At 66.3% G+C, this 24266-nt stretch carries 20 protein-coding genes; 9 read left to right on the forward strand and 11 right to left on the reverse strand.

What is annotated here, in order from left to right:
- The first annotated feature begins 91 nt into the window (after window positions 1-91).
- Window positions 92-649 (forward strand): HNH endonuclease, encoded by a 558-nt coding sequence (locus AC1KAT_RS12195; protein WP_480326201.1) that lies wholly within the window; start codon window positions 92-94, stop codon window positions 647-649.
- A gap of 96 nt (window positions 650-745) precedes the next feature.
- Here the strand turns inward: AC1KAT_RS12195 and AC1KAT_RS12200 are convergent, their stop codons facing one another.
- The 3 genes from AC1KAT_RS12200 to tal all read right to left on the reverse strand — a co-directional run bounded on the left by AC1KAT_RS12200 (window position 746) and on the right by tal (window position 3997).
- Window positions 746-1363 carry an HAD family hydrolase gene (locus tag AC1KAT_RS12200; protein ID WP_480326203.1) on the reverse strand — a complete coding sequence of 206 codons (618 nt, stop codon included), beginning with the start codon at window positions 1361-1363 and terminating at the stop codon, window positions 746-748.
- A complete protein-coding gene (gene pgi, locus AC1KAT_RS12205) occupies window positions 1360-2952 on the reverse strand; it encodes a glucose-6-phosphate isomerase (protein WP_480326205.1) in 1593 nt (530 codons plus the stop codon). The genes AC1KAT_RS12200 and pgi overlap by 4 nt, the downstream gene beginning before the upstream one ends.
- 91 nt (window positions 2953-3043) lie before the next feature.
- Window positions 3044-3997: a transaldolase gene (gene tal / locus AC1KAT_RS12210; protein ID WP_480326207.1), complete on the reverse strand. Its 954-nt coding sequence runs from the start codon at window positions 3995-3997 to the stop codon at window positions 3044-3046.
- 89 nt (window positions 3998-4086) lie between these two features.
- Between tal and zwf the strand changes: the two genes are divergently transcribed.
- Window positions 4087-5532, forward strand: coding sequence for a glucose-6-phosphate dehydrogenase (zwf, locus tag AC1KAT_RS12215; RefSeq protein ID WP_480326209.1), 1446 nt, complete (start codon window positions 4087-4089; stop codon window positions 5530-5532).
- A gap of 77 nt (window positions 5533-5609) precedes the next feature.
- Here zwf and AC1KAT_RS12220 read toward each other — a convergent pair whose 3' ends face one another.
- From AC1KAT_RS12220 to AC1KAT_RS12245, 6 genes are all read right to left on the reverse strand, one after another.
- Window positions 5610-5918, reverse strand: a complete 309-nt coding sequence (locus AC1KAT_RS12220) for an STAS domain-containing protein (protein ID WP_480326211.1) — start codon at window positions 5916-5918, stop codon at window positions 5610-5612.
- 23 nt (window positions 5919-5941) lie between these two features.
- Window positions 5942-6562 carry an MlaC/ttg2D family ABC transporter substrate-binding protein gene (locus AC1KAT_RS12225; protein WP_480326213.1) on the reverse strand — a complete coding sequence of 207 codons (621 nt, stop codon included), beginning with the start codon at window positions 6560-6562 and terminating at the stop codon, window positions 5942-5944.
- Between the two features lie 192 nt (window positions 6563-6754).
- Window positions 6755-7630, reverse strand: a complete 876-nt coding sequence (locus AC1KAT_RS12230; RefSeq protein WP_480326215.1) for an MlaA family lipoprotein — start codon at window positions 7628-7630, stop codon at window positions 6755-6757.
- A complete protein-coding gene (mlaD, locus tag AC1KAT_RS12235; protein ID WP_480326217.1) occupies window positions 7627-8106 on the reverse strand; it encodes an outer membrane lipid asymmetry maintenance protein MlaD in 480 nt (159 codons plus the stop codon). Before mlaD ends, AC1KAT_RS12230 begins: the two co-directional genes overlap by 4 nt.
- 27 nt (window positions 8107-8133) lie before the next feature.
- On the reverse strand, window positions 8134-8916 hold the full coding sequence (gene mlaE / locus AC1KAT_RS12240; protein WP_480326219.1) for a lipid asymmetry maintenance ABC transporter permease subunit MlaE: 783 nt from the start codon (window positions 8914-8916) through the stop codon (window positions 8134-8136).
- On the reverse strand, window positions 8913-9746 hold the full coding sequence (locus tag AC1KAT_RS12245) for an ABC transporter ATP-binding protein (protein ID WP_480326221.1): 834 nt from the start codon (window positions 9744-9746) through the stop codon (window positions 8913-8915). Before AC1KAT_RS12245 ends, mlaE begins: the two co-directional genes overlap by 4 nt.
- A gap of 179 nt (window positions 9747-9925) precedes the next feature.
- On the opposite strand from AC1KAT_RS12245, the gene AC1KAT_RS12250 reads away from it, so the two are divergent.
- The 7 genes from AC1KAT_RS12250 (at window position 9926) to AC1KAT_RS12280 (ending at window position 17762) form a co-directional block, all read left to right on the forward strand.
- Window positions 9926-10381, forward strand: a complete 456-nt coding sequence (locus AC1KAT_RS12250; protein ID WP_480326223.1) for a type IV pilin protein — start codon at window positions 9926-9928, stop codon at window positions 10379-10381.
- A complete protein-coding gene (locus tag AC1KAT_RS12255; RefSeq protein WP_480326225.1) occupies window positions 10378-10977 on the forward strand; it encodes a GspH/FimT family pseudopilin in 600 nt (199 codons plus the stop codon). Before AC1KAT_RS12250 ends, AC1KAT_RS12255 begins: the two co-directional genes overlap by 4 nt.
- Window positions 10974-11408: a type IV pilus modification protein PilV gene (pilV, locus tag AC1KAT_RS12260; RefSeq protein ID WP_480326226.1), complete on the forward strand. Its 435-nt coding sequence runs from the start codon at window positions 10974-10976 to the stop codon at window positions 11406-11408. Before AC1KAT_RS12255 ends, pilV begins: the two co-directional genes overlap by 4 nt.
- A gap of 78 nt (window positions 11409-11486) precedes the next feature.
- A complete protein-coding gene (locus AC1KAT_RS12265) occupies window positions 11487-12527 on the forward strand; it encodes a PilW family protein (protein WP_480326228.1) in 1041 nt (346 codons plus the stop codon).
- A 36-nt stretch (window positions 12528-12563) separates the two neighbouring features.
- Window positions 12564-13145 (forward strand): pilus assembly PilX family protein, encoded by a 582-nt coding sequence (locus AC1KAT_RS12270; protein ID WP_480326230.1) that lies wholly within the window; start codon window positions 12564-12566, stop codon window positions 13143-13145.
- An 86-nt stretch (window positions 13146-13231) separates the two neighbouring features.
- The gene (locus AC1KAT_RS12275; protein ID WP_480326232.1) at window positions 13232-17110 is read left to right on the forward strand and encodes a pilus assembly protein; all 3879 of its coding nucleotides are present in this window, start codon (window positions 13232-13234) and stop codon (window positions 17108-17110) included.
- Window positions 17111-17117: 7 nt separating this feature from the next.
- Window positions 17118-17762 carry an energy transducer TonB gene (locus AC1KAT_RS12280; RefSeq protein WP_480326234.1) on the forward strand — a complete coding sequence of 215 codons (645 nt, stop codon included), beginning with the start codon at window positions 17118-17120 and terminating at the stop codon, window positions 17760-17762.
- A 135-nt stretch (window positions 17763-17897) separates the two neighbouring features.
- On the opposite strand, the gene AC1KAT_RS12285 is transcribed toward AC1KAT_RS12280, so the two are convergent.
- Both AC1KAT_RS12285 and AC1KAT_RS12290 read right to left on the reverse strand, forming a co-directional pair.
- Window positions 17898-19376, reverse strand: coding sequence for a glutamate synthase subunit beta (locus AC1KAT_RS12285; protein ID WP_480326236.1), 1479 nt, complete (start codon window positions 19374-19376; stop codon window positions 17898-17900).
- Between the two features lie 114 nt (window positions 19377-19490).
- Window positions 19491-24251: a glutamate synthase-related protein gene (locus AC1KAT_RS12290; RefSeq protein ID WP_480326238.1), complete on the reverse strand. Its 4761-nt coding sequence runs from the start codon at window positions 24249-24251 to the stop codon at window positions 19491-19493.
- Window positions 24252-24266 lie beyond the last annotated feature (15 nt).

Raw genomic sequence — 24266 nt, forward strand, 5'->3', positions numbered from 1 at the left:
GGCCCGTTGCGGAGGCCCTGCGCGGGCAGGCACGAAAGTTGGAGGAAGCCCGTGGATTGGATTACGCTTCGCTCGCAAGGAGACAACATCCGTGGAAGTGCTGCAACTGGACGTCTCGGGTCGCCCGCAATCGTGGATTTCGGCCAAGGAAGCCGCGGTCATCTACGCCAGCGATGGTGTGGCGTGGACGCTGGGCGACGCCTTTGTCGTGATGCGCGGCGGCACCCAACGGCGCACGGGCCTGCAGTCGCGCATCGAGGTGCACCCCATCGTCGCGGTGCGCGGCGCGGTGCCCACGCGGGCCTGGCGGCAGACGCCGGCGCTGTCGAACCCGAAGCTCTTCGCCCGTGACCGGCAGCTCTGCGCCTACTGCGGCGGACGCTTCCCGGCCGATGACCTGACGCGCGAACACATCACCCCCACCTCGCGCGGCGGCCACGACACCTGGATGAACTGCATCACGGCTTGCCGCGCCTGCAACGGCCACAAGGGCAACCGCATGCCCGAAGAGGCCAACATGTCGCTGCTGTACCTGCCCTACGTGCCGAGCCTGCACGAGGACATGATCCTGCGCGGCCGACGCATCCTGGCCGACCAGATGGACTTTCTGCTGGCCAGCGTGCCGAAGCACAGCCGATTGCGGACTTAGTTGGCCCCCCAGTCGCTCCGCTCCTGCCCCCCGAGGGGCGCCGCCTGGCGGCCAGGCAAAGCCGGCTCCGCTGGCGTTGCTTGATCGTTCGCGCTGCTACGCAGCGGCTCTGTGCCTGATCCAGGCTTCCAGTTCTGCGTCTACCTGACTTGCAGCATCGAACTGGATCGCGTGCCAGCCGTGCGCCTTCGCGGCAGCGACGTTCGCCGGCATGTCGTCGATGAAGACGGTGTCGCCGGGGCGCGTGCCGAAGCGCCTGTCCATCAACTGGTAGATCGCCGGCTCGGGTTTCACGAGCTTGTCGTGCGCAGAGAAGATGCCGCCCTTGAAGCGCGCGAAGACGGGCGGACGGCTCACGTGCGCGATGTAGGGCTCGGGCATGTTCGACAGAAAGTACAGCGCGTGGCCTTGGGCGTGCAGTCGCTCGATCAGTCTGGCGGTGCCGGCTTGCAGCACCAGCTCTTCGGGCACGGCCTCGACGACCGTCCGCACCTCATCTGGAGAGAGCGCAGAGCCCTGCGCAATGCGCGCGGCAAGTTCGTCGATGCTCACGGTGCCACGGTCGAACTCGCTCCAGTGCGCGCCGAAGACCTGTGCCGCCAGTTCACGCGCCGTGAACTCGTCGTGCGCGTGCCGCGGCAGCACCTGCTGCAGCAACACCTCGGGGCGCCAGCGGAAGAGCACGCCGCCGAAGTCGAAGACGATGTTCTTCATGCGCGCAGCCGTGCCAGCAGCCCGGCCGTCGAGCCGTCGAGCCCTTGGGCGTCACCGCTCGCCAAGCGCGGCAGCAGGTCGTTGCACAGCGCCTTGCCGAGTTCGACGCCCCACTGGTCGAAGCTGTTGATGCCCCACAGCGCACCGCTGGTGAACACCCGGTGCTCGTACATCGCCACCAGCGCGCCGAGGCTGCGCGGGTTGAGCTGGTCGAGCAACAGCGTGGTGCTCGGCCGGTTGCCGGGGAAGCTGCGGTGCCGGGCCAGCGTGTTCGGGTCGAGGTCGGGGGCCGCCGTCGGGGCCTTCTCATGGAGCGCCTGCGCCGTGTGCTTGCCCAGCATCAGTGCCTGGGCCTGGGCCAGGCCGTTGGCGAGCAGCTTCTGGTGCAGGACGGGCCAGGCGTGCGTGGGCTGCTTGACGAGGATGAACTCGACCGGCACCACGTCCGTGCCCTGGTGCAGCATCTGGAAGTAGGCGTGCTGGCCGTTGGTGCCGGGCTCGCCCCACACGACCGGGCTGGTGGCGAAGGGCAGGCTCGCGCCGCCGGCATCGACGCACTTGCCGTTGCTTTCCATCTCCAACTGCTGCAGGTAGGCCGGCAGGCGCCGCAAGCCCTGGTGGTAGGGCGCGACGCTGCGGCTCGTGAAGCCATGGAAGTTGCGGTACCAGACGTCGATCAAGCCCAGCAGCACGGGCAGGTTCTTCGCCAGCGGGGCTTCGGCGAAGTGCCGGTCCATCGCGTGCGCGCCGGCCAGCAGCGCGCGGAAGTTCTCGGCGCCGATGGCCAGCGCGATGGGCAGGCCGATGGCCGACCACATCGAGTAGCGGCCGCCGACCCAGTCCCAGAAGCCGAAGGTGGTCGTGATGCCAAACGCGGCCGCCGCGGTCACATTGGTGGTGGTGGCGACGAAGTGCTTGGCGATGTCGGTGCCGCCGCTCGCTTCGAACCAGGCCTTCGCGGCGTGCGCGTTGGCCATGGTCTCTTGCGTCGTGAAGGTCTTGCTGGCGACGATGAAGAGCGTCTCACGGGCCTTCAGCTTGCGCAGCACGGGCGCGAGGTCGTGGCCATCGACGTTCGAGACGAAGTGGAACTGGATGCCCGGATGCACGAAGGCGTCGAGCGCGGGCACCACCATCTGCGGCCCGAGGTCGCTGCCACCGATGCCGATGTTGACGACATGGCGGATGCCGCTGGCTGCCGTGTCGCGGATGGTCTCGACGTAGGCGAGCATCGCGTCCAGCACCTCGTGCACCTCGCTGCTGAACGGGCCCTGCCCCCGTGGTGCGCGCAAGGCGGTGTGCAGCACGGCGCGGCCCTCGGTGCCGTTGATCGGCGCGCCCGCGAACATGGCGTCGCGCCGCGCTTCGAGGCCGCACTCGCGCGCGAGGTCGAGCAGGAAGTGCAGCGTCGCCGTGTCGATGCGGTTCTTCGACAGGTCGGCGAAAACCTCGGGGGCCTCGACGCTCAGCGACGCGAAACGCCCCGGGTCGCGCTCGAAGGCATCGCGCAGGTCGAAGTCACGCCCGTGCGCTTCGTAGTGGCCGCGCAGGGCCGCCCACGCTTCGGTTCGATCGCAACGCAATGTCATTCACACCCCTCGGTCGATGAGTACATTGCCCGCCCCCTGCAGGGATGCGGGTCGGCTTCAGCGCGGCCTGGCGCTCGGCCTGCTTCGTGATTCACTTCTTCAGGTCGTTGATGAGTTGATCGAGCTTGGCCGCATCGGCCGCAAACGCGCGGATGCCCTCGGCCAGCTTCTCGGTCGCCATCGCATCGGCGTTGAGCGCGTAGCGGAAGCTGGCTTCGTTGTAAGTGACGGCGTGGATCGCCTCGGCCTTGGCGGCCACCGGGTCGAGCACGCGCGGCACCGGCGCGTCGCTCGCCTGCAGTTGCGCCATCAACTCCGGGCTGATGGTCAGCAGGTCGCAGCCGGCCAGCGCGACGATCTGACCAACGTTGCGGAAGCTCGCGCCCATGACCTCGGTCGAGATGTCGAACTTCTTGTAGTAGGTGTAGATCTGCCGCACCGACTTCACGCCGGGGTCGTTGGCGCCGGCGTTGGCGGCTTCGTCCCACGACGATCCGGCCGATTTCTTGTACCAGTCGTAGATGCGTCCGACGAAGGGCGAGATGAGCTGCACGCCGGCTTCGCCGCAGGCCACGGCCTGGCAGAAGGCGAACAGCAGCGTGAGGTTGGTATGGATGCCTTCGCGCTCGAGCGTGCGGGCGGCCTGGATGCCTTCCCACGTAGCGGCGACCTTGATCAGCACCCGCTCTCGGCCGATGCCCTGCTCTTCGTACAGCGCGATCAGGCGGCGCGCGCGGGCCACGGTGCAGGCGGTATCGAAGCTCAGCCGCGCATCGACCTCGGTCGAGACACGTCCCGGCACCACCTTCAATATTTCGACGCCAAAGCGCACCAGCACCTGGTCGACGATGCCTTCGAGCGGCAGCGCCTTGTGAGCCGCCACCGTCTCGGCCAGCAGCGGCGCGTAGTCAGGCTGCTGCACGGCCTTGAGGATCAGTGACGGGTTGGTCGTCGCGTCGCGCGGGGCGAAGGCGGCGAGCTGCTTGAAGTTGCCGGTGTCGGCAACGACGGTGGTGTGCTGCTTGAGCTGGTCGAGTTGGTTCATGTGGCGTGATCCCTCCGTTGCAAGTGCCATTAGAACGCGGGTCGAGAGGGCCGGTTCAGAATACGGGCACCTTCGTTGACCCGTCCCCCATGTCCTTCGACCTCGTGTTCTTCGGCGGTACCGGCGACCTGACCTGGCGCAAACTGATGCCCGCGCTCTTCCAGGCCTTTCGCCACGGCAAGCTGCCCGATGGCGGACGCATTCTCGCCGTCGCCCGCGACACCCAGACCGACACGCAATACCGCGCGTGGCTCAAGGCGCGCTTCCAGGACGTCGAAGGCGCCAAGCGCCCCACCGACGACGAGTTCGCCCGCTTCGCCGAGTTGCTGCACTACCGGCGCATGGACTTGTCGCAGCCGGCCGACTACGCCAAGCTGAAGAACTGGCTTGCCGAGCGCCAGGCCGACACCGCGGTGCTGTACCTGGCCACGGCGCCGCACCTCTTTCCAGTGATCTGCGAGCAGCTGGGCGCGGCCGGGCTCAACGGCCCGCAGGTGCGTGTGGTGCTCGAAAAACCGCTCGGCCACGACCTGCAGAGCGCGCAAGAAATCAACCGCGTCGTGCGCTCGGTGTTCAGCGAAACGCAGGCCTTCCGCATCGACCACTACCTGGGCAAGCCCTCGGTGCAGAACCTCATGGCGCTGCGCTTCGGCAACGCGCTGTTCGAGCCGCTGTGGCGGCGCGAGAGCATCGCCAACATCCAGATCACGCTGGCCGAAGGCCTGGGCGTGGGCACGCGCGGCGACTTCTATGACCGCACCGGCGCGCTGCGCGACATGATCCAGAACCATGCGCTGCAGTTGCTGACGATGGTGGCGATGGAGCCGCCGCCGGCCAACGACGCCGACGCGATCCGCGACGAAAAGCTCAAAGTGCTGCGCTCGCTGAAGCCCTTCACCGAAGAGAGCGTGGCGCGCGACGTGGTGCGCGGACAGTACCGCGCCGGCAACGCGGCGGGCGGCCCAGCAGTGGGCTACCTGCAGGAAGACAAGGTGCCGGCGGGCAGCCACTGCGAGACCTTCGTCGCGCTGCGCACCGAGGTGCAGAACTGGCGCTGGGCGGGCGTGCCCTTCTACCTGCGCACCGGCAAGCGGCTGGCCGAGCGCAACGCCGAGATCGTCGTCAACTTCCGGCCGACGCCGCACAGCATCTTTCCGGGCGTGAACCGGCCCAACAAGCTGGTGATCAAGCTGCAACCCGAAGACGGGCTGGAACTGCACCTGCTGGCCACGAAAGGCGCCAGCCAGGGCGAGGCGCTGTCGCCCGTCTTCTTGGACCTGGACTTCGACAAGGCCTTCGCCGAGAACCGCGTCGGGGCCTACGAGCGGCTGCTGCTGGAGGCCATCGCAGGGCGGCTCAACCTCTTCGTGCGCAGCGACGAACAAGAGCAAGCCTGGCGCTGGGTCGAGCCCATTTTGCGGGCCTGGGCGCGCGACAGCTCCGGCCCCCGACCCTATGCCGCGGGCACCTGGGGCCCGGCGGCCGCCAGCGCGCTGGTGGCACGCGAAGGCTTCATCTGGTCCGAAGAAGAATGAGCGCCTGAAAGGCCACGGGCCTGCGTGCAGCGGTTGTCGCTGAACGGCAGGCCCGAGGGCGCAGGGACAGCGAAAACTCAGGCGCTGGGCGCGTCTGGCACGGTCTCTTCCGCCATCAGCAGCCCGTCGATGCCGTACAAGCGGGCCAGCGACACCAGCTTGGGCGGCGCCTGCCGCACCGCCAGCCGCTTGCCGAAGGCTTGCGCCCGGCGCTGGCATTCGATCAGCACGGCCAGCGCCGCCGAATCGAACTGCTGCAGGCCCGAGGCATCGACGGTGACCACCGCCTCGGCGTCGGTTTTCAGCTCCTGCTGCATGGCCTGCGACAGCATGCGCTGCGTGTCGCGGGCCTCGCGCGTGGTGATGGTGGTGGGCAGGACCAGCATGTCGCGTGCGGCGGTGCCGGGCTTCAGCTGCGCCCGGCCGCCGAGGCCTTGTTGCGCTCGGTCAGCTTGGCGATCAGGCCGTCGATGCCGCCCGCGGTGATCTCTTGCTGGAAGGTGCCCTTGTAGTTCTCGACCAGCCACACGCCGACCACGTTCACGTCGTAGATCTTCCACGCGTCGCCCGACTTTTCGAGGCGGTAGTCCAGCTGGATGGGCTCGCCCTTGCCACGGATTTCGGTGCGCACCAGCACCTCGTTCGCGTCGGCCGTGCCACGGAAGGGCTTGAGCTGCACGGTCTGGTCTTTCACCTGCGCCAGGGCCCCGGCGTAGGTACGCACCAGCAGGGTCTTGAACTCTTCTTGCAGGCGCTTTTGCTGCTCGGGTGTGGCCTGGCGCCAGTGGCGGCCGACCGCCGAAGCCGTCATGCGCTGAAAGTTCACGTGCGGCATGACCTTGGTCTCGACCAGGGCCATCACCTTGTTGACGTCACCGGCCTGGATCGACTTGTCAGCCTTGGCGGCGTCGAGCACCTCTTGCGAGACCTGCTTGACCAGCGCGTCGGGCGCCTGCGCGGCCTGCGCCACCGAGGCAAAGGCCATCAGCGCAACCGCGGAAATCCAAGAAAAAACACGTTGGCGAAACATTGAGAAATCCTTTCTTCTGCTCACGGCCCCGAAGGGCCAGCGTTGGAGTGACCGGAGGGCAAAGAGTTCGGCGCCGGTGGTCGTCGTGAGTTCAGGCCGTGGCTGACATCAGCACCCGGCTGGCGGTGACAACGCGGCACGCGCCGAAACGGTTGTCCCAGCTTGCCATGACCGCTCGACCAACCAGGGTTTTCATCGCGGCTTCGGCGCTGCGGGCGCGCTCGCGGGCGCGCTCGCGGGTGCGCTGGCAGGGGCCGCAGCGGGTGGCGCAGAAGCCGGCGGTGGGGCGGCAGGCGGTGGGGCGTCGGTCCCTTCTTCGTCCCATTCTTCTTCGGGCTCTTCGGGCACGTCGCCGTCGTACACCAGGTTCTTGCGGCGTTGCAGGTAGGCGTCGCGCGTGAACACGTATTTATCGAGCGCGATGTCGTCGAGCATGCGCGTCGCGCCCAGCAGGTTGGCGCGCTCGTTGACCGCGCCGAGCCCCACCGTGAAGGCACGCGCGCCATCGGCGCTGATCGCCAGCGTGGGCGAGATCGAGCGGTCGATCGGCAGGGCGAACGAGTCACGCAGCGTCGAGGGGCCGAAGATCGGCCACACCACGTAGGGGCCCGAGGCCACGCCCCAGCGGCCGAGCGTCTGGCCCAGGTCTTCACTCTGCCGGTCGAGCCCGAAGCTCGAGGCCACATCGAAGATGCCGCCCAGGCCGAACACTGTGTTGGTGCCGACGCGGATGACGTCCTGGAAGCCGTTCGTCACCTTGCCTTGCAGGAAGTTGTTGACGGCTGACCACGCGTCGCTGAAGTTGCCGAAGAAGTTGGTCACGCCAGTGCGCACGGGTTGCGGCACAGCCTTCGTGTAGCCGGTGGCCACGGGCTTGAGCACGGCCTCATCGACTGCGTCGTTGAAGGCGAAGACCTTGCGGTTCCAGTTTTCCCACGGGTCGGCGCGCTGGGCGGCGGTCGGCGGCGCGCCAGCACCACCGGTGGTCGCGCAGGCCGTCATCAACACGGCGAAGCCCAGGACCGCCAGGCGACTGCCCAGGCGCCCGAAGAAGCGCAGCGCGTTCACTTCTTGTCGGCAGGGGCCGGAGTCTCTGCCGCTTTGTTGAACAGGAACTGGCTGATCAGGTTTTCAAGCACCACCGCCGATTGCGTGTTGGTGATGACATCGTCAGCCGCGATGTTGACGGTGGCGCCGCCGGGTTCGAGACCCAGGTACTGCTCACCCAGGAGGCCCGCCGTGAGGATCTTGGCCGAGCTGTCTTTCGGGAAGGGGTAGCGCTTTTCCATCTGCACCACGACCTTCGCCTGGAAGCTTTGCGGATCGAACGTGATCGACTCGACCCGGCCCACGACCACACCCGCGCTCTTGACGGCTGCGCGCGGTTTGAGCCCGCCGATGTTGTCGAACACAAACGTGACCTTGTAGGTCTCCGCGAAATTCAGACTCAGGAGGTTGCCCGCCTTGAGGGCCAAAAAGAGGATGGCGGCCGCGCCGATCAGCACGAACAGCCCCACCCACACGTCATGACGCGATTTCTGCATCGCTTACTCCGTCAAACCACTTGTCGATCAAATCGAGAACATCATCGCCGTCAGCACGAAGTCGAGCCCCAGCACCGCCAACGAAGCCATGACGACGGTGCGGGTGGTCGCGGCCGACACGCCCTCGGGCGTCGGCTTGCAGGTGAAGCCCTGCAAGAGCGCCACGAAGGTGACGGTGAAGCCGAAGACCAGGCTCTTGATGACGCCGTTGCCCACGTCGGACCACACATCGACCCCGCCTTGCATCTGCGACCAGAACGCGCCAGCGTCCACGCCGATCAGTTGCACGGCCACCAGCCAGCCGCCCATCACGCCGACCGCACTGAACACCGCGGCGAGAAAGGGCATGGCGATCACGCCCCCCCAGAAGCGCGGCGCGAGCACGCGCTTGACCGGGTCCACCGCCATCATTTCCATCGCCGCGAGTTGCTCACCAGCTTTCATCAGGCCGATCTCGGCAGTGAGCGAGGTGCCCGCGCGGCCGGCGAAGAGCAGTGCGGTGACCACGGGCCCGAGCTCGCGAACGAGCGACAGCGCGACCAGCAAGCCCACCGCCTCGGACGAACCGTAGCGTTGCAAGGTGTAGTAGCCCTGCAGCGCCAGCACGAAGCCGACGAACAAGCCCGACACGGTGATGATCGACAGCGAGCGGTTGCCCAGGAAGAACACCTGGTCGGCCACCAGCCGGGCCCGCGCGAAGCTCGCGCCCACCAGCATCACCAGTTGAACGAACAGCTTCGCGGCACTGCCGATGTCGGCCAGCTTGCTGCGCACCGCGAAGCCGATCGCGGACGGGCCCCAGCCGCTCATCGCACCGCCCCCACGCCGAAGTCGTCGGCCACCGGCACCGCCGGGTAATGAAAACGCACCGGGCCGTCGGACTGACCGCCCACGAACTGCTGCACCAGCGGGTCTTCACTGGCGCGCATTTCAGCGGGGGTGCCCTGCGCCGCAATGCGGCCGTTGGCGATGAAAACCACGTGGTCGGCGATCAGGAAGGTCTCGTCCACGTCGTGCGACACCACGATGCTGGTGACGCCAAGCGCGTTGTTCAACTCGCGGATCAGCGACGCGGCCACGCTCATCGAGATCGGGTCCAGGCCTGCGAAGGGCTCGTCGTACATGATGAGGTCGGGGTCGAGCGCGATCGCCCGCGCCAGCGCCACGCGCCGCGCCATGCCGCCCGACACCTGTGAAGGCAGCAGGTCGCGCGCACCGCGCAGGCCCACCGCGTTGAGCTTCATCAGCACCAAATCGCGGACCATGGCCTCGCTGAGGTTCGTGTGTTCGCGCAAGGGGAAGGCCACGTTGTCGAACACCGACAGGTCGGTGAACAAGGCCCCGAACTGGAACAGCATGCCCATGCGACGCCGCGCCGCGTAGAGCCCCGTCGTGTCGAGCGTGCCGAGGTCGATGCCGTCGAAAATCACCTGTCCCTTCATCGGCGCCAGTTGGCGGCCGATCAGGCGCAGCACCGTCGTCTTGCCGCCGCCCGAGGTGCCCATCAAGGCCATCACCTTGCCGCGAGGAACGACCAGATCGATGTTTTCGAGGATCACACGGTCACCGTAACCGCACGTGACTTGGCGCAGTTCGATGAGATTCTCTGGCGTGGCGGGGGAAGGGGTGGGGACGGACATGGGTGCGGGAGCCGGGCGCCGCAAAGGGGTAACCCGAAATCATAAGGGCTGGCACAAGCCCCTGCGCCGCCCCACCGACACCCCCGATGGGGCGACGGGCGGCGACCCACCCCGGACGAGCGGCGGCGAATTCCAACCGGGCTTCACGAAAATTCCCCCCAACGGAAAAGGAACCGCCCATGAACCGACTGCCCACCCCCTGGAAGTTCACGCCCCGGCCCAAGAGCGCCGCCGGCTTCACGCTGATCGAAGTGATGATCACGGTGGCGATCGTGGGCATTCTTGCGGCGGTGGCGATACCGGCGTACAGCGACTACGTCATTCGGGGAAACATTCCGCAGGCCACGAGTCGGCTGGCGACGATACAGGTGCGGATGGAGCAGTTTTTCCTGGACAACCGCACCTACGTCGGGGGCCCCGCGTGCGCCGCCGACACCACCAACCGGTACTTCGATTTTGCGTGCGTGACCACCGCAACGGCTTTCACTGCAACGGCAACGGGCAAAGGCTCGATGACGGGATTCGGGTACACCATCACCCAGGCCAACGCAAAAGCGACTAGTGCGGTGCCATCAGGTTGGACCGCCCCCAGCCCGAACAACTGCTGGGTGATCAAAAAGGGAGGTGTATGTTGAACACGCCTCACGCGCGCGGGTTCAACATCATCGAATTGATGGTGGCGCTGGTGATTCTGTCCGTCCTGCTGATGGTGGGTGCCCCCAACCTGGGAACGTGGATCCAGAACACCCGCGTCAGAAACGCCGCCGAAGCCGTGCAGAACGGCTTGCAGATCGCCCGGGCAGAAGCCGTTCGGCGCAACACAACCGTGCGGTTCCAATTGGTGACCAGTTTGGCCAGCGGCTGCACGCTGTCCACCAGCGGCACGAACTGGGTCGTCAGCCTCGACGACGCCACCGGGAGTTGCGGCGCCACGCCTGGCGCCCAGGCCTCGGACCCTGCACCTCGCATCATCCAGGCCCGTGCCGGCGCCGATGGCTCCTCCGGTGTTCAGGTCACCGCCGGACAAAGCGCCATCACGTTCAACAGCCTCGGCGCGGCCACCCCCGCCCCGACCAACATCGCCATCAGCAACTCGACCGGCACCTGCGTGGCCGATGGCGGCGAAATTCGCTGCCTGCGCATCGAGGTCACCCCTGCCGGCCAGGTCCGCATGTGCGACCCGCGCATTGCCGTGACCGATCCGCCCGATCCCCAAGGATGCATGCAATGAACCCCACCCGTCTTCGCACGCGCCCGGCACGGCTGCGCGGCTTCACCATCCTGGAGGCCCTCGTCGCATTGCTGATCTTTTCGATCGGCGTGCTGGCCCTCGTCGGCTTGCAGGCGGCGTCGATTCAACAGACCAGCGTCTCGAAGTACCGGTCCGAAGCCAGCCTGTTCGCAGAAGAACTCATCGGTCAAATGTGGGCCAGCGAGCGCGTGGTCACGACCTTGCAGACCAACTTCAACACCGGTGGGGCGAACTACAACACCTGGGCTGCCCGGGTGCAGGCGGCGCTGCCCGGGGCCACGGCCGCCAACGCGCCCACGGTCGTGGTCGGCGCAGACTCGCTCGTCACGATCACCCTCTTCTGGAAGGCCCCCAGCGAGCCTGCGGCCGAACCGGCCCACCGCTACACGGTCGTCACCCAGATTCGCTGAGCAGCACAGGAGCACAGCTTGAATTCGAACCGAGTCACAAGAGCCCGACGAGGCGCAGGCTTCAGCCTGGTCGAGGTCATGATCGGCCTCCTGATCGGCATGATCGCCGTCGTCGTGATGATGCAGGTCTTCTCGACCTCAGAGGGGTTCAAACGCACCACGACCGGCGGCGCCGACGCGCAAACCGCCGGCGCCATCGCCCTGTACGGCCTTCAGCGCGACTTGCGACAAAGCGGCCACGGCATGAATGCACTGCCCATCATTGGTTGCAATCTGCAGTTGCGTGGTGGCGTGACGCTGAACCAGATGGCGCCCGTCACCATCAACCACGCCGACATCCCCCCGGGCGACGCCAACACCGACACGTTGTTGATCACGTACAGCAACACCAACGGTGCGCCCGAAGGCGATCGGGTGTCTGCCCAGCCCGCCGCCAACGTCTTCACGATGACCACGCCGGGGGCATTCCGCGTCAATGACCATGTGGTGGTCATCCCTACCCCTCGGCCGGCGACTTGCACCCTCACCCTGACCACAGTCTCCGCAATCACCGGCCTCAACGTACAGGTCGTGAGCGGCACCGCTGGCGTCGTCGGCGGCCAGTTGTACAGCCTGGGCACGCAGCCCCGCGTGATTGCCTACGCCATTCGCAACGGAGACCTCACCCGTTGCGATTTCATGGCGCAGGACTGCCGTGCGACCGCCAGCGTGGCCGATCGCGCCATCTGGGTGCCTGTCTCCAGCAACATCGTCAGCCTCCGAGCCCAGTACGGCCACGACCAGACGCCCACGGTGAATGGCTCGGCAGACTACTTCGACACCGCCACACCCACGAATCGCTGCGGTTGGGCGCGCGTGAATTCGCTGCGGTTGGCCCTTACGGCGCGCAGCAGCCAGTTCGAGAAAGAGGCAGTTACCACCGCGGCGCCTCAGTGGGCCAGTTCGGCGAGTGCCGCCAATGCCGACTTGCGAACCATCGACGTGTCCGGCGACGCGAACTGGCAGAGGTACCGCTACCGGGTGTTCGAGACCACATCGCCGCTCAAGAACATGTCGTGGCTCAACACGTCCAGTGATGTGCAGTCGACGTGCACGTCCTGGCCGGCCGCAGCGGTTTAACGGAGTCGGCTCATGCATCTGAGAAAAAAATCCGTCATGCACGCCCGCGACAACCGACACCAGCGCGGTGTGGTGCTGCTGCTGGCCCTCATTCTTCTCGTGGTGCTGACCCTGGCCGGGTTGGCCCTCGTCCGCTCGGTCTCTACCAACACGATGATTGCGGGCAACCTGTCCTTCAAACAATCGGCCACCCACGCGGGAGACGTTGGCATTGAAGACGCCATCACCTGGCTGATGTCGGTTGACCCGACGGTGCTCAACGACAACGTGACATCAGGGACGCGCAAGTACCTGGCAACCCGCTCTGACCCGGCATCGAACCAAAGCTGGGCTGCGTACTGGGACACGCTGCCTGCCACCGCCATCAACGCCCTCCCGCAAAACGCCTCGACCGGCAACACCGTGTCATACGTGATCCAGCGGCTGTGTGCGTCGGCGGGTGAGCCGGCCAGCTCCGGTTGCTCGGTCTCGCCCGTCGAAGCCGAGAACGTCGGTAACAGCAAGGGTGGCGGCACTCCAAAAATCACACCCGACCCGCAGGTGTACTACCGCATCACCGCACGCATCACAGGCCCGAGAGACACGATCAGCTTCGTTCAAGCGGTGATCTCACTGTAGTCGGCAACGCATCCAGCCACGTCACCCCGGACATCTTCTACACGTCACGCGTGCAACAGCGCGTGGCTTCATACCGAGAGGTAGCCATGACTTCCTATACCAGTCGCCACCTTGTGTTGGCCCTGACGCTGCTGGGGATCGTCATCCCGAGCGGCCGCGCGGCAGAAACCGAACTGGCGCCATCGCCCTTGGTGACCTCGGCGCCGCTGTCGGTGTTGCCCAATCTGATGTTCATCCTGGACGACTCCGGGTCCATGGCGTGGTCGCACATGCCCGACACGGTCACCAACTTTGCCGGCAGTTCCTCTTCGCCTCGCTATGGCTACAGAAGCTCGCAGTGCAACGGCGTCTACTACAACCCTCAGATCACTTACTTGCCACCGCTGAATGCCAGCGGGGTCGCCTATCCCGATTCGAGCTTCACCGCGGCCTGGAAGAACGGCTACAACCAGAGCGCCGGAACGGTCAATCTGAGCACCAGTTTCTACGCCTATGGCAACGGCGAGGATGGCACGGACGACACCACGCAGTACAGCGGCCTGAACGGCAACCGCGACACCCTGCAAGCGGCCTACTACTTCACATACTCGGGTTCCCAGACGACGTCGCGCCAGCAGAACTACCTCAGCTCTTCGAGCACGTTCTACCAAGAGTGCGCCAGCACCATCGGCTCCGCGCCTGGATCTGCGGTCTTCACGCGAGTCACCGTGAACGGCACCAGCGGGCCCAGCACCCGTCCTGACGAGCGAACAAACTTCGCCAACTGGTTCAGCTACTACCGCACGCGTATGCTGATGATGAAGACGGCCACCGGCCGGGCCTTCAGCACGGTGGGCGACCGCTACCGCGTCGGCTTCATGTCCCTGCACAGCAATGTCACGGGCAGCGGCATTCCCCAGGCCATTTCGGTCAGTGACTTCGGGTCTACGCAGAAGACGACCTGGTACAGCCGGCTCTATGCTTCGTACCCGAGCGGCGGCACGCCGATCCGGTATGCGCTGTCACGCGCGGGACGGATGTACGCCGGCACGTCGATTGCGTCCGGCAACGTCACCCTGAGTGACCCCGTTCAGTACTCGTGCCAGAAGAACTTCACCCTGCTGTCCACCGACGGCTACTGGAACGGATCGGGCGGCGAGCGCATCGACGGCACAGCCATCGGCAACGAGGACGCCGACGACCCTCGCCCCTTCTACGACGGCGGCACGGTGACGCCGTACTACCGCGCCACGGTGCAAATCTCGGGCAACAACACCACGAGCATCACCGGCATCACGGTGGACGGTCGGCAGATCATGTCGGGCCCCACCAGCAACTCGAACAACCGCGACACGGTGGCAAACCGCGTCACCGCCGCCATCAACAACTGCACGACCACGCAGCAGGGCAACTGCACGATCACGGGTTATTCCGCGGTGCGCTCGGGCAGCACGGTGACCATCACAGCGCCCAGCGCCAGCTCGGCAACGCCATCTGTCACGCGAACGGGCAGCATGACGACCACCGTCACCGCGTTCACCTACGTGCCCATCTCCGCCGGGGGCGCGACGGGATCTCTGGCAGACGTGGCGGCCTATTACTACGAGACGGACCTGAGAACCGGCACGTCGAACGCCTTGGCTCCGAACAACGTCCTGCCCAGCGGGGATGACGACGCCACTTGGCAGCACATGACGACTTTCACCCTCGGCCTGGGTGCTCGCGGGCGCATGGTCTTCTCGCCCACGTACAAGACCGACACCACCGGAGATTTCGTGGCGGTCAAGGAAGGGCTGACGGCCAGCAGCACGCAGTGCACCTGGGAAACCAGTGGCAACCTCTGCAATTGGCCGGTGCCGACCGAAGACAACCCCGAAACCATCGACGACCTGTGGCACGCCGCGGTCAACGGGCGCGGCTCGTTCTTCAGCGCCACCGACCCAGCCTCGCTCACCACGGGCCTGCAAGCCGCACTGCAAGGCATCAACGCGATGACCAGCGACTCGGCAGCTGCCACGACCAGCAACCCGAACATCACCGCGAACGACAACTACATGTTCAGCTCCACGTTCCGCTCGGAAGAGTGGTCCGGACAGCTCGAACGCCGCCAAATCGACCCGGTCACCGGGGAAGAGGCCGCCACCCATGACTGGTTGGCCCGCGAGTTGTTGGATGCCCGTCCCTACACCGGCCGGCGCATCGTGACCTTCAGTGCGGCGGCGGCCAACAAGCTGCGCGACTTCACTTGGGGCAACCTGACGACCGCCGAGCAGGCCTACTTCACCACGCCCTACATCTCTTCGACGGCCAGCCCACCCCTGGCCCAGTTCTGTGCCGCCGGTGAGATTTGCCTCACCGCTGCGAACCAGACCGCGGCCAGCGGCGAACCGCTGGTTAACTTCGTGCGCGGCGACCGCACGAACGAAGGCTCTACCGCCCAGTTGAGCCGGTACTTCCGGGCTCGGGCCCACGTGCTGGGGGACATCGTCAATTCGGAAGCCGTCTACGTGAAGGCCCCGCGCTTTGACTACACCGACACCGGCTACGCCGACTACAAGGCCGACGAAGCCGATCGCACCGCCATGGTCTATGTGGGCGGCAACGACGGCATGCTGCATGCGTTCGATGCAACCACGGGCGCAGAGGCCTGGGCCTACATCCCGTCGATGCTGATTCCCAACCTGTACAAGCTGGCCGACAAGTACTACTCGACACGTCACCAGTTCTTCGTCGATGGCTCGCCGACCCAGGGTGACATCTACGCCGGTGGGGCTTGGCGCACCATCCTCGTCGGGGGCTTGAACAAGGGTGGCCGCGGCTACTACGCTCTCGACGTGACCGACCCGGCCAATCCCGCGGCCCTGTGGGAGTTCACCAACGACAACCTCGGCTTCTCGTTCGGCCGCCCAGAAATCACCAAGCTCAAGGACGGCACCTGGGTGGTGCTCGTGACCTCGGGCTACAACAACGTGAACCCGGGTGACGGCGCCGGCCGCCTCTTCGTGCTCGACGCTTACACCGGCGCCTTGATCCGTTCCATCAGCACCGGCGTCGGCAGCCACGACACCGCGATCACGGGTGTGTGCGCCACGGCGCCATGCCCGAGTGGTCTGGGCCAGATCCGCACCTGGGTGGACAACACGCGCTTCGACAACACGGTGCAACGCGTCTACGGCGGCGACCTGTACGGCAACCTCTGGCGTTTTGACGTCAACAACGACATCGGCGCTTCGGGTTACGAGGCCACGCTGCTCGCCACACTGCAAGATGTCGACGGCAACCGCCAGCCCATGATGGCCAAGCCCGAGCTGGGCGAGGTGGGCGCGCACGCCGTGGTCTATGTCGGCACCGGCCGTTACCTGGGCGCCGCCGACCTGTCGAACACGAGCGCCCAGTCGCTGTACGCGATCAAAGACTCGCTGACCAGCACCGGCGTAGGCAACCCCCGCGCCAGCTCGACCTTCGTGCGTCAGACCCTCGCCACCGGCACCTGCGGTGCGAACCAACTCAGCTGCGCGGCCGGAGAGACCATTCGGACTTCGTCGAGCAATCCGGTCAACTTCGCCCTCGACAACGGCTGGTACGTGGACCTGCCCGGCATCCCCGCCGCGGGCTCCACACCGGCCCGCCTCGGCGAGCGCGCAACCACCGACCCGCAACTGGCCCTTGGCACGCTGGTCTTCACCACCAACGTGCTCGACCCCTCAGCCTGCACGGTGGGCGGCAGCAGCTTCATCAATTTCTTCGACTACCGCACCGGCTCTGCCGTGTCTTCTGCCAACGGCATGGTCAGCGTGTCCTTGGGCAACGCCTTGGCCACGCGCCCCGAGGTGATCCGCACCCAACGCGGGGCCAGCGGTGCGGGCGGCAACATGCGAAGCCTGATCCGCATGTCCAACAACACCTGGGAAAACCGAATCACCCCACGGGGTGCCAGCCCGGCCGGGGTTCGACGGACCGCTTGGCGCGAGCTTGTCACTGACTGAGGACGCGGTGGGGCCTCGCCTCACCCCGCCCCAGGCCACCTGGCCGCTCGTGGCCAGCATGGTCCTGGCGGGCGGCCTGCACCTCAGCCTGGTGACCCTGATGTCCTCGGCGCTGGCGCCCTCACCGGTGCATGCGTCGCCCGCCCGGTCGGTGCTGGTGCGAACGATCAGCCCAGACAACCCGGGTGCCGCCAACCTCAGGGTCAAGCCACCCACGCCTGCGGTGGATGAAGTCGATCCGTCCACCAGCAGCGCCGAGCTTGGCGCCCTGCCCCCCGATTCGGCGGCTTCCGCCTTGACCGGCCCGATGCCACTGCGTCTGGGCGCCCCGGTCGAATACATCCCTGCCTCTCAGCTGACGGACCGCCCCCAGCCGCTGGAGGACATCGTCGTGCCCTACCCCGGCGACGTCCCTTCGGTGAACCCGGTGGTCGAGGTGCTGGTCACGCTGCAGCTCGACGAACAGGGGCGTGTCGAAGCGGTGCTGGTGGAAGACGCCGACATCCCCGTGGCTTTCGCCGCCGCGGCGCGTGCCGCGTTTGCCCAGGCCCGGTTCACCCCGGGGCTGCTGAACGGCCAGCCCGTGAAGACACGGCTTCGGGTGGCCGTCGAGTTTCAGGCCGAAGAAGAACGGCTCGAACTGCGCCGCTGACGCAAGGCCTCAACCCTCGCCAAAAACGATTCGGCCGCGTGGAACAGGGCGTTCCACGCGGCCGAACTTTCAACAGAACTGCGAGGCCGAGGCTTCACAGGCCCGGCACAACGGGCACCCGGCCGGCCTCGGTGATCAGCGCGGCAGGTCGCTCACGCCCATCAGGAACTCATCGACCGCCCGCGCGGCCTGGCGGCCTTCGCGGATGGCCCAGACCACGAGCGACTGGCCACGGCGGATGTCGCCGGCGGCGAACACCTTGGGCACGTTGGTCGCGTAGCCGCCGGTGAAATCGGTGGTGGCGACGGCGTTGCCGCGGTTGTCTTTCTCGACACCGAAGGCTTCGATCACGGTGGCCACCGGGCTCACGAAGCCCATCGCCAGCAGCACGAGGTCGGCCGGGATGGTTTGCTCGCTGCCGGCCACTTCGACCATCTTGCCGCCCTGCCATTCGACGCGAACGGACTTGAGCGCCTTGACCTTGCCCTTGTCCTTGCCTTCGCCGCCGATGAACTCTTTCGTGGCGATGGCGAACTCGCGGGTGCAGCCTTCTTCGTGGCTCGAACTCGTGCGCAGCTTGATGGGCCAATAGGGCCACACCAGCGGCTTGTTCTCTTCTTCGGGCGGCATGGGCATCAGCTCGAACTGCGTGACGCTGGCGGCGCCGTGGCGGTTGCTGGTGCCCACGCAGTCGCTGCCGGTGTCGCCGCCGCCGATCACGACGACGTGCTTGCCATCGGCGCGCAGTTGGTCTTTCAGCTTGTCGCCGGCGTTGACCTTGTTCTGCTGCGGCAGGAACTCCATCGCGAAGTGCACGCCATCGAGCTCACGGCCGGGCACGGGCAGGTCGCGCGACTGCTCGGCGCCGCCGGCCAGCACGACGGCATCGAAGTCTTTGTTCAGCTGCTCGGCCGAGATCGTCTCTTTGGCCCAGTTGGTGACCTTGCTGCCTTCGGGCAGCTTGCCGATCAACACGCCGGTCCGGAAGGTCACGCCTTCCTTCTTCATCTGTTCGACGCGGCGATCGATGTGCGTCTTCTCCATCTTGAAGTCGGGGATGCCGTAGCGCAGCAGGCCGCCCACGCGATCGTTCTTCTCGAAGACAGTGACGTCGTGGCCGGCACGGGCCAGTTGCTGTGCCGCAGCCAGGCCGGCGGGGCCAGAGCCAACGACGGCAACCTTCTTGCCGGTCTTGACCTTGGCCACGCGCGGCGTGACCCAGCCTTCGGCCCAGGCGCGGTCGATGATCGCGTGCTCGATGCTCTTGATGCCGACGGCGTCGTCGTTCACGTTCAGCGTGCAGGCCGCCTCGCAGGGGGCGGGGCAGATGCGGCCGGTGAACTCGGGGAAGTTGTTGGTCGAGTCGAGCGTGGCCCAGGCGTTCTTCCAGTCGCCCCGGTACACGAGGTCGTTGAAGTCCGGGATGATGTTGTTGACCGGGCAACCGCTGTTGCAGAAGGGCGTGCCGCAGTCCATGCAACGCGCGCTCTGCACCTTGGCTTCGTCATCCTTCAGGCCGATGACGAATTCCTTGTAGTTCTTCAGGCGGGTCGGAACGGGCTCGTAGCCCTCTTCCAGACGCTCGTATTCCATGAAGCCGGTGACTTTTCCCATGATGGTGCTTCCTTCTTTCTTGGCACCTTCCCCTCACCGGGGAAGATCGAGGCGAGGGCCGCAGCCCTCACCCCTGCCCTCTCGCTGACGAGAGGTGGACGTCGTGTGTGAACCTCAGGCCTTCGCGCGGCTTTTGCCGCCCGCGGGCTTGTCGGTTGCCTTGGCCTTGGCGATGGTGTCACCGGCCTGCTTGGCGGCGTTCATCTCGCTCAGCGCGCGCTTGTATTCGTTCGGGAAGACCTTCACGAACTTGGCGCGGGCTTCGGCCCAGTGGTCGAGGATCTCGCGGGCGCGCAGGCTGCCGGTCCAGCGGTGGTGGTCGTCGAGCATCTTCTTGAGCAGCCCTTCGTCGGACTGGCCCAGGTGCCAGCTCGACTTGTCGCTGTTCGCTTCTTGCTCGGCGGTGGTCAGCACCTTGTCGAGCGACACCATCGCGGTGTTGCAGCGCTTGGCGAACTGGCCATCCTCGTCGTACACGTAGGCAATGCCACCGCTCATGCCGGCGGCGAAGTTGCGGCCGGTCTTACCGAGAACGACCACCGTGCCGCCGGTCATGTATTCGCAACCGTGGTCGCCCGTGCCTTCAACGACCGCGCTCGCACCCGACAGGCGCACCGCGAAGCGTTCGCCGCCCACGCCGCGGAAGAAGGCCTCGCCACTGGTCGCGCCGTACAGCACCGTGTTGCCGACGATGATGTTGCGCGTGGCGTCACCGCGGAAGTCGATGCTCGGGCGCACGACCACGCGGCCACCCGACAGGCCCTTGCCGGTGTAGTCGTTGGCGTCCCCGATCAGGTACAGCGTGATGCCCTTGGCCAGGAACGCACCAAACGACTGGCCACCCGTGCCTTCGAGCTGCATGAAGATCGTGTGGTCGGGGAGTCCCTCGGGATGACGACGCACCAACTCGCCCGACAACATCGCGCCGACCGTGCGGTTGACGTTGCGCGTCTCGGCGATGAACTGCACCTTCTCGCCGCGCTCGAGCGCGGGCATGCACTTCTCGATCAACTTCATGTCCAGGGCCTTGTCCAGGCCGTGGTCTTGCGTGTCGACCTGGCGGCGGGCCACGTCGGCCGGCACGTTGGGCAGGTGGAAGATGCGGCTGAAGTCGAGGCCGCGCGCCTTCCAGTGCTCGATGCCCTTCTTGGTGTCGAGCAGGTCGGCGCGGCCGACCAGGTCGTCGAACTTGCGGATGCCCAGCTGCGCCATGATCTGACGCGCCTCTTCGGCGACGAAGAAGAAGTAGTTCACCACGTGCTCGGGGCGGCCCTGGAATTTCTTGCGCAGCACCGGGTCTTGCGTGGCCACGCCCACCGGGCAGGTGTTGAGGTGGCACTTGCGCATCATGATGCAGCCCTCGACCACCAGCGGCGCGGTGGCGAAGCCGAACTCGTCAGCGCCCAGCAGCGCGCCGATGACCACGTCGCGGCCGGTCTTCATCTGGCCGTCCGCCTGCAGGCGGATGCGGCCGCGCAGGCGGTTCAGCACCAGGGTCTGCTGCGTCTCGGCGAGACCCAACTCCCACGGCGTGCCCGCGTGCTTGATGGACGACCAGGGCGAGGCGCCCGTGCCGCCATCGTGGCCGGCGATCACGATGTGGTCGGCCTTGGCCTTGGCCACGCCGGTGGCGATGGTGCCCACGCCCACTTCAGAGACCAGCTTCACGCTGATGTCGGCGCGCTTGTTCGCGTTCTTCAGGTCGTGAATGAGCTGCGCCAGGTCTTCGATCGAGTAGATGTCGTGGTGCGGCGGCGGGCTGATGAGGCCCACGCCCGGCACCGAGTAGCGCAGGAAGCCGATGTAGTCGGACACCTTGCCGCCCGGCAGCTGGCCGCCCTCGCCCGGCTTCGCGCCCTGGGCCATCTTGATCTGGATCTGGTCGGCCGACGACAGGTACTCGGCCGTGACGCCGAAGCGGCCCGACGCGACCTGCTTGATCTTCGAGCGCAGCGAGTCGCCGCCCTTGAGTTCGTAGTCGGCTTCGACAACCTTGGTGCCCACCACGTCCGACAGCTTGGTGCCGTCGGTGATGGGGATGCCCTTCAGCTCGTTGCGGTATCGCGCCGGGTCTTCGCCGCCTTCGCCGGTGTTCGACTTGCCGCCGATGCGGTTCATCGCGACGGCCAGCGTGGCGTGGGCTTCGGTCGAGATCGAGCCCAGCGACATCGCGCCGGTGGCGAAGCGCTTGACGATCTCGGCCGCCGGTTCGACTTCATCGAGCGGAATGGCCTTGGCCGGGTCGACCTTGAACTCGAACAGTCCGCGCAGCGTCAGGTGGCGACGCGACTGGTCGTTGATGATCTGCGCGTATTCCTTGTAGGTGTCAAACTTGTTCGCGCGGGTGCTGTGCTGCAGCTTGGCGATCGCGTCGGGCGTCCACATGTGCTCTTCGCCACGGGCGCGCCAGGCGTACTCGCCGCCAGCGTCGAGCATGTTGGCGAGCACCGGGTCGTCACCGAACGCGGCCTTGTGCATGCGGATGGCTTCTTGCGCCACCTCGAACACGCCGATGCCGCCGACCTGCGTGGCCGTGCCGCGGAAGTACTTGTCGATCAGCCCCTTGTTGAGGCCGATGGCCTCGAAGAGCTGCGCACCGCAGTACGACATGTACGTGGACACGCCCATCTTCGACATGATCTTCGAGAGACCCTTGCCGATGGCCTTGATGTAGTTGTAGATCGCCTTCTCGGCCGACAGGTCGCCCGGCAGGTCGCGCGCCATGTCGGTCAGGGTTTCGAGCGCGAGGTACGGGTGCACCGCCTCGGCGCCATAGCCCGCGAGCACGGCGAAGTGGTGCACCTCGCGCGCCGAGCCGGTCTCGACCACCAGGCCGGCCGTCGTGCGCAGGCCTTCACGCACCAGGTGCTGGTGGATGGCCGACAGCGCCAGCGCGGCGGGAATCGCCACGTTGTTGCGGTCCATCAGGCGGTCGCTGATGACGAGGATGTTGTGACCGCCCTTGATCGCGTCCACGCTCTCGGCACACAGCGAGGCCAGCTTGGCTTCGACGCCTTCGTCACCCCACGCGAACGGGTAGGTGATGTTCAGTTCGTAGCTCTTGAACTTGCCGTTCGAGTGCTTCTCGATCTGACGCAGGCGCGCCATGTCGGCGAAGTCGAGCACGGGCTGGCTCACTTCGAGGCGCATCGGCGGGTTGACCGCGTTGATGTCGAGCAGGTTGGGCTTCGGGCCGATGAACGACACCAGCGACATCACCACCGCTTCGCGGATCGGGTCGATCGGCGGGTTGGTGACCTGCGCGAACAACTGCTTGAAGTAGTTGTAGAGCGGCTTGTTTTTGTCCGACAGCACGGCGAGGGGCGAGTCGTTGCCCATCGAGCCGGTGCCTTCTTCGCCGGCCTGCGCCATCGGGCTCATCAGGAATTTGATGTCTTCCTGCGTGAAGCCGAAGGCCTGCTGGCGGTCGAGCAGCGATTCGCTGAACTTGGCCGGCGCGGGCGCTTCGCCTTCGATCGAGTCGAGCTTGATGCGCACGTTCTCGATCCACTGGCGGTAGGGCTTGGCGAGCGCGAACTGGTTCTTCAGTTCTTCGTCGTCGATGATGCGGCCCTGCTCGAAGTCGATCAGGAACATCTTGCCCGGCTGCAGGCGCCACTTCCGAACGATCTTGTTCTCGGGGATCATCGGCAGCACGCCTGACTCGGACGCCATCACCACCAGGTCGTCGTCGGTGACGATGTAGCGCGAGGGGCGCAGGCCGTTGCGGTCGAGCGTCGCACCGATCTGGCGGCCGTCGGTGAACACCATCGACGCGGGGCCGTCCCACGGCTCCAGCATGGCGGCGTGGTACTCGTAGAACGCGCGGCGGCGCTCGTCCATCGTCGCGTGCTGTTCCCAGGCTTCCGGGATCATCATCATCGCGGCATGCGCGAGCGAGTAGCCGCTCATCGTCAGCAGCTCGAGCGCGTTGTCGAAGGTGGCCGTGTCGGACTGGCCTTCGAAGCTGATCGGGTAGAGCTTTTGCAGGTCGTCGCCCAGCACGGGCGACTTCATCACGCCTTCGCGGGCGCGCATCCAGTTGAAGTTGCCCTTGACGGTGTTGATTTCGCCGTTGTGCGCGACCATGCGGTACGGGTGCGCCAGCGGCCATTCGGGGAAGGTGTTGGTCGAGAAGCGCTGGTGCACGAGCGCGAGCGCCGAGGTGCACAGCGGGTCTTGCAGGTCGAGGTAGTACTTGCCCACCTGGTCGGCCAGCAGCAGGCCTTTGTAGATGACGGTGCGGCAGCTCATGCTGGGCACGTAGTACTCGGCGCTGTGCGTGAGCTTCAGGCGCTGGATGGCGCTGGAGGCCGTCTTGCGGATCACGTACAGCTTGCGCTCCAGCGCGTCGGGCACGATCACGTCGGGGCCGCGGCCGATGAACACTTGGCGGATCACCGGCTCTTTTTCGCGCACGGTGGGCGACATGGGCATGTCGCGGTCCACCGGCACGTCGCGCCAGCCAAGCAACACCTGGCCTTCGGCCTTGATCGCGCGCTCCATCTCTTGCTCGCAGGCGAGGCGCGAGGCGTGCTCTTTGGGCAGGAAGATCATGCCCATGCCGTACTCGCCCGGCGGAGGCAGCTCGACGCCTTGCTTGGCCATTTCGGCCCGGTAGAACTCGTCGGGGATCTGGATCAGGATGCCCGCGCCGTCGCCCATCAACGGGTCGGCACCGACCGCGCCCCGGTGGTCGAGGTTTTCGAGGATCTTCAGACCCTGCTCGACGATGCTGTGCGCCTTGTGGCCTTTGATGTGCGCCACGAAACCGACGCCGCACGCATCGTGCTCATTGGCCGGGTTGTACAAGCCGTGTTCGACAGCGTCTTGGATTTCTGCGGGGGCAGCAACGCCCTGGGCGGCCTGGTTCATGGCGCACTCCGATCA

This window comes from Piscinibacter sp. PDB5-1 (genome assembly GCF_056676035.1).